This is a genomic window from Variovorax sp. CAN15 (genome assembly GCF_030462475.1).
Classification (GTDB): Bacteria; Pseudomonadota; Gammaproteobacteria; order Burkholderiales; family Burkholderiaceae_C; genus Variovorax.
Genome location: NZ_JASMRZ010000148.1, coordinates 1 through 5,612 on the forward strand (window position 1 = coordinate 1; position 5,612 = coordinate 5,612).

A 5,612-nucleotide genomic window follows, 5' to 3' on the forward strand; every position below is an offset into this window, starting at 1 on the left:
GTCCGCGCCATGTGCTGGACGATGGCTTGGGAAAAGCCCTTCACCGTGTCGTAGTCGTAGCGGGGGGCGAGCGGGACGACCACATGCAGCCCCTTGCCGCCACTCGTCTTCAGCCATGACTCCAGGCCCAGAGCGTTGAGCATGGTTCGCATGAGCGTCGCAGCTTCCTGAATGTGTTCCCAGGTCGTCCCTTCGCCAGGGTCGAGGTCGAAAATCATCCGGTCGGGTTTGTCGATGGCCTTGGCCGTCGAATTCCACGTGTGGAACTCAATGACGTTCATCTGCGCGGCGCCGACCAGCGCCTTTGCGTTGCCCACCTCGAGCAGCGACGTATGCCCAGGCCAAAGGGTTTCCGGCAACTCAGTGATGCCAGGAATGCCGATTTTTTCTCCATGCTTCTGGAAGAACAGCTCCCCCGTAACGCCCGTAGGACCGCGAACGAGAGAGCAGGGGCGCCCCTTCAGGTGAGGCAGGATGAAATCGGCAACCGATTCGTAATACCGCACCAAGTCGAGCTTGGTCACGCCGGTGGTGGCATCGATCACGCGCTCGCCGTGGCTGACCTTCACGCTTTTTCCGGCATCGCCACCGCCGGCGCCGGTCCCGAAGTTGCCCCGCGCGCCGGCGACCGGAGGCGCGCCAACCACCTTCGGTTGCTCTCTCACGATGGCCTTGGCCGGCTTGTCGTCGCGCAGCCCGATGAAGGATGCGTGCCTGACCTGACCATCGGGCGTCCACTCGGCAAACGATACCTCTGCCAGGATGACCGGCTTCACCCACCGTTCGCTCCCCTCCTTGCGCTTGGACCATCGACCCGGCTTCGAGGTGCCGTTGTCGAATGGAGATGCGTCGACGGCCAGCGGCAGGAGCTTGCGCTTGAACTCAGCCGCCTCGTTGCCGCTCCAGCCGGTTCCGACACTGCCAGCGGGGACCAAGTTGCCCTGGTCGTCATGAATGCCGAGCAGCAAGCTTCCGATTTGCGCGCTGTTGTCCGTCCGGTCCGTATAGCCGCACACGACGAATTCCTGCCGAAGCTTGCACTTCAGCTTCAGCCAGGTCTCGCTGCGTCGCGACACGTACGGAGCGTCGGCGCGCTTTGCGATGACGCCTTCCAGCTGCATCTGGCACGCGGACTTCAAGATGGAAGCCGGATCGGCAGGGAAATCCGCGCTGAAGCGCACGTGTTCCGAAGCCCGCTCCTCGAAGAAGTCCCGCAGAAGCGCGCGACGCTCCTTCAGCGGCACTTCGCGCAGATCAGTGCCTTCGAAAAATGGCGCGTCGAAGACGAAGTACACAATCCGCTCTGCGCCCTTGCGCCGGTCGAAAGCGTTCTGCAGGGCATTGAAGTCCGGCGCGCCGTTGGCGCCCAGCACCACGATTTCCCCGTCAAGAAACGCCGAGGTGAGGCCGAGCTCGCCGAGCTCAGCAACGAGGCCTGGCATCTTGGCTGCCCAGTCATGGCCACCACGGGTGATAAGCGCAACCTTGCCCTTCTCGATTCGTGCCATGAGCCTGTAGCCGTCGAACTTGATTTCATACAGCCACTCTCCCGTCGACGGAATGCCGGCTGCCAGAGTGGCAAGCTGCGGCCCGATCTTGGCGGGAAGTTCGGCCTTGCGCGCGCTGGCCAGCGGATCTGCAGGCCTGGCCGTCTTTCGTTTGGCCACCGCTGCAGGCCGGGCTGCAAGCCTCTTCAATGGCTTGGAAAGCACGCTGTCGGGCAGGGCGGTGAGCACGTCGTAATCCACGTGCGGCCGCGCGAAGTCATCTTTCTTCTTGAAGAGGATCCACGGTTCCTGCCGTTCCCCACCCTTGGCGATCTTCACAAGCTCCCACAGGCCTTCCAGCTTCTGCCCATGCAACCTGAACACCAGCTTGCCGGCGGCCAGGCCCTTGCGCGGATCGCCGACAGGCTCCCAGGTGCCGTTGTCCCAGACGATCACCGTGCCAGCACCGTACTGCTTCGGTGGAATAGTGCCCTCGAAGGAGGAATAGGAAATTGGATGGTCCTCTACGTGGATGGCCATCCGTTTCTCTTTAGGGTCGAAGCTGGGCCCCTTGGGCACAGCCCAGGACAGCATGACGCCGTCCAGTTCGAGGCGGAAGTCGTAGTGCAGTCGAGAGGCGGCGTGCTTCTGGATCACGAACGACAAAGCGTCCGGGCTGGCCACGCCGCCCTCTGCAGGTTCTGCAGTGACCGCGAAATTGCGCTTCGCCTTATAGACTGAAAGCGCACCGCCGTTCGGCATGACGACCCCGTCTACTTTTGCTTCGCGAGGTACTCGCGGACCTTCTCCGCCGAGTTGCCTACGGCCTTTACGGCCTCGCGCAGCTCGGCTGGCGTGCAGCCCAGGCTCTTTGTCCAGTCCCTCACTTCATAGTCCTCTTCGAGGGAAATCAGCTTCCGGTCAAGGCCAGTCTTCTTGGTGTCGTCGGACATGAAAGATCTCCCAAAAGATTTCACATTGCCCAAATGTTGCAGACGCTGGTGTAGGCCCGCACCGCCCGCTTCCAGTGGAAATCGGGAAGCCGCTAGGAGCCCTTGGCGCCCAACTTGCCGCGCGCAATGGCCGCTGCCGTCATCTCCTGTGCTCGCACATGAGGCTTCGTTCTGTCGCGACCGGCTTGAACACCTCTGATGAATTCACGTACCCCTGGTACATCCGGGCCACGCGCGTCCACAGCCGCCCGGATATCTTCGAGCCTGCAGCCAAGCTCGGCGGCCCAGTGGCGAACGTCCAATGGGTTTTGAATGTCGATGCGGGCGGGCAAATCTTTGGGATCGGTGCTCATGTCTTTTCGGCGTGGTCGTGGTCGAGGAGCGAAGGTAGAAGGCCTGGCCGCCGGGCTTCGGCCAGTTCGTCAGCAGCACTCGCCCTGTCCAACCTTCGGTCATGAGCGGTGCTGCACCATATCCGCTTTCTCGCGAAGCCGTCTATGGTCCTTTCGCAAGCGCAGCGCGCAGCGCCGAGCGGCGCGGAGGCGTCAGCGATGGAAGCCCGAAGGGGGCGAGACAAGCGAAGCGCCGGCTCGACGGCAACGCCGCGACAGCGCGGTCCCGGCATTGCCGGGAGACGCACCTTGAGCTGTGAAGGAGCGGGTGGGAAATGTTTGCGCTGCGAATGCGCTGGCGACTGTGCAAGGCTCCTATCCCTGCTTCCATTCGCGAGAGTTTTGGCTATACTGTATTTTTGTACAGTGTCCTGCGTATCAAAGTGAAGGAGGCTCGACCATGACTGCTCTCAGCACGTTCGTTGCCCGGGTTGAGACAACCACAGGGGCCATGTCAATCAGCGTTTCAGACATCGACAAGGACACCATCCCCAGCCGGTTTGAGGCCTTGATGGGCATGCTGGGGAACGTGGTAGACCCCATCGTTCTCACGAATGATTACATCCGCCTTGATGAGGTCCGGCCTGGGACGGCGTCGGCTGACCTGAATTTCAAGTTCGTCGGAAGCAAGCGTGCGCGGTTCGCTTCCGAGACAGCCTTCTGTGAATCCATGAATGAAAACCTGGCCCTGAAGGTCTTCCAATGCGTCACCAACATGGTGAAGCTGCCTGACGGTGATTTGGACGTGCACTTCGAAGTCTTCATGCTCATGCAGGATGAGGCCCGTCACTGAGGATCGAGGTCGGATCGCCCACGGAACTTCCGATGGGTGCTCCCGAAAACCTGACTGCTTGAACGGCGCGAGGACCGAAGGGTCGGTTGAAGCACAGGCCCGCGGAAAATTGCCCTGACGGTCGAGAAAGCGTCTCGTCCTCTAGCGTCCCCGCGAAGTCGAGTTCGCGTTGCGCAAAGGCAGGGCGTTGCGCAGCTGGCTTGCCTCCGCCGCCGCTTTCAATTCCGCCTCTGTTGCGTTCCGGCCGGGTGCACGCAACATCTTCTGAATGCGAAGCCATCCGGCCGTGTACTCCTGATGCTCGCGCATCGACCAAGGCCTGTCCCGCTCGGCTTCCAGTGCCTTTCGGGCCTCGGGCGCCTGGCGCCACTCGCCCGCGTCCAGCTCGTTCACGTAGATTTCCACCCCGCCTCGCCGATATAGCCGAATGCTGTCCGCGAGCTTCCCGCTCTCGATGCGCTCCACCGTCAGCAGCATGCCCTCATAGGCGTCCAGGTGCGCCTTCGGCGTCGTCATTCGACCGTTCCCGAACTGAGCCCTCTGCTTCTCGTAGCGTTCCACGACGCCTTGGTGGCTCATGTGCTTGCTGACGGCGAGGGCGCGGGCGTCCACTCGGTAGCCCTCCTGCCGGAATCGCGTCATCGTCGCGGCAACAACGTCGCTCTGCCGAAACGTGCCCTCCAGCACCACGTTGTAGCGCTTCGAGCTGGCGTGCTGAATGGCCTTCTCGACCCAACGCCCCGCGTCGAGGTCGGTGTAGAACGCGGCCGTTTGATCGTCGGAAGCGAGGAGGGCCGCGTACTTCGGATGAAAGCTACGCAGGTCATCGCCGATGATTTCCACGCCGCCGCCATGCGCCTTGAGCACCGCGACCGCGTCGGCGATGGCCGCGCTCTTTCCGGAGCCGGGCTGGCCGCCAAACATCACGACAACAGGATCGTCCACGCGCGCGGCATCAGCAAAGAGCCGTGGGAGGATGGAGCGCTCGAAAATTCTCTGGTGGTCTGCTTCAGGAAGGCAGTGCTTCTGGCGGTCGAGTTCCACCGATCAGGCAGCCAGCAGTTGCCTGTTGCGACGCTCTGCAAGACCTTCGCGAACCAACGGAGCATATGCGGCGAGGGTGCGCGCCACACCCTCAACATCGGTGGGCGTGAGCCCGGAACGCTCCTTGAAGAGAGCGGTGATCTCTGCGTTGATCGCGAGGGCTTGCCTTGAATCCGCGCCGTGTTCGGCTTCTGCCTGAACCAGATCGGCAGTGAAGATTGCCATGAGCGCCGTGATGCACTCGCGCGCACTTTCGAAGGCGATTCCTTGCTCTTGGGTCCACTTCATCGCAACTCTCCATTTGGGGCGCCCGCGCGCCCTGATGGGTGATTTTGACAAATTCAGGGTGCATGCGCTGAACATTGCGACATTCCTATTTTCGTAGCCGGGGTCAAAGTTGGGCGCTGCCAAGGCTGGCGCGAGAAGGTTGGTGCGTTGGTCCCCCGGCCCGTAGGGCCGGGGAGCATCGCGAAGCGAGACTGCTGCAACTGCGCGAAGCGCCTCACCTCCAGGGGATAAGGCTCGCGCCGAAAGGGGTGGCGCACGCCACCTCTTGTTGAGCGATACGGCCGTCAATTCGCAACCGGGGTGTTCGGCGAGGCGGATGCGGGCAGCGGCAAGCCCAGCTCCGCACGCTTCGCCGCAATGCACTGTTGCACTTGGGACCAGTCGTCGGTAGCAACCAACCAGTTCTCCATGTCGCTGCCGGCGTACAGAAAGAAGCGAGGGGCCTCAACGCTTTCGCGCTCGTCCTGGTCCTGGTAGTCGATGAACAACGTGAGCGCTGGCCACTCCGCGGCTTGGTCAGGGCTCGGCAGCTCGAACGAAGGGCACGTGTTCTTGTGCCATGACACGTCGATGAAGCCCGCCGGCAGCTGCACGTCCAGCCGTCCGAACGTTGGAAACTCATAGAGGTATTTCGGCGTGGTGCTGGAATCCCCAT

General features: G+C 62.2%; 7 protein-coding genes. 1 reads left to right on the top strand and 6 read right to left on the bottom strand.

Annotated elements, in window-relative coordinates; genetic code table 11:
• From ligD to QMO14_RS32620, 3 genes are all read right to left on the bottom strand, one after another.
• The coding region (gene ligD / locus QMO14_RS32610; protein WP_301512253.1) for a DNA ligase D at positions 1-2,249 on the bottom strand (2,249 nt) is incomplete at its 3' end.
• 11 nt (positions 2,250-2,260) lie between these two features.
• Positions 2,261-2,440 carry a DUF3606 domain-containing protein gene (locus QMO14_RS32615; protein ID WP_301512254.1) on the bottom strand — a complete coding sequence of 60 codons (180 nt, stop codon included), beginning with the start codon at positions 2,438-2,440 and terminating at the stop codon, positions 2,261-2,263.
• Positions 2,441-2,532: 92 nt separating this feature from the next.
• Complete coding sequence (locus QMO14_RS32620) at positions 2,533-2,793, bottom strand: DUF3606 domain-containing protein (RefSeq protein ID WP_301512256.1); 261 nt, start codon at positions 2,791-2,793, stop codon at positions 2,533-2,535.
• Positions 2,794-3,232: 439 nt separating this feature from the next.
• On the opposite strand from QMO14_RS32620, the gene QMO14_RS32625 reads away from it, so the two are divergent.
• Positions 3,233-3,625 (top strand): hypothetical protein, encoded by a 393-nt coding sequence (locus QMO14_RS32625; protein WP_301512258.1) that lies wholly within the window; start codon positions 3,233-3,235, stop codon positions 3,623-3,625.
• A 141-nt stretch (positions 3,626-3,766) separates the two neighbouring features.
• Here QMO14_RS32625 and QMO14_RS32630 read toward each other — a convergent pair whose 3' ends face one another.
• The 3 genes from QMO14_RS32630 to QMO14_RS32640 form a co-directional block, all read right to left on the bottom strand.
• Positions 3,767-4,669: a zeta toxin family protein gene (locus tag QMO14_RS32630; RefSeq protein ID WP_301512260.1), complete on the bottom strand. Its 903-nt coding sequence runs from the start codon at positions 4,667-4,669 to the stop codon at positions 3,767-3,769.
• A gap of 3 nt (positions 4,670-4,672) precedes the next feature.
• Positions 4,673-4,957, bottom strand: coding sequence for a hypothetical protein (locus QMO14_RS32635; protein ID WP_301512261.1), 285 nt, complete (start codon positions 4,955-4,957; stop codon positions 4,673-4,675).
• A 284-nt stretch (positions 4,958-5,241) separates the two neighbouring features.
• On the bottom strand, positions 5,242-5,612 hold a 371-nt coding region (locus QMO14_RS32640; RefSeq protein WP_301512263.1), incomplete at its 5' end, for a hypothetical protein.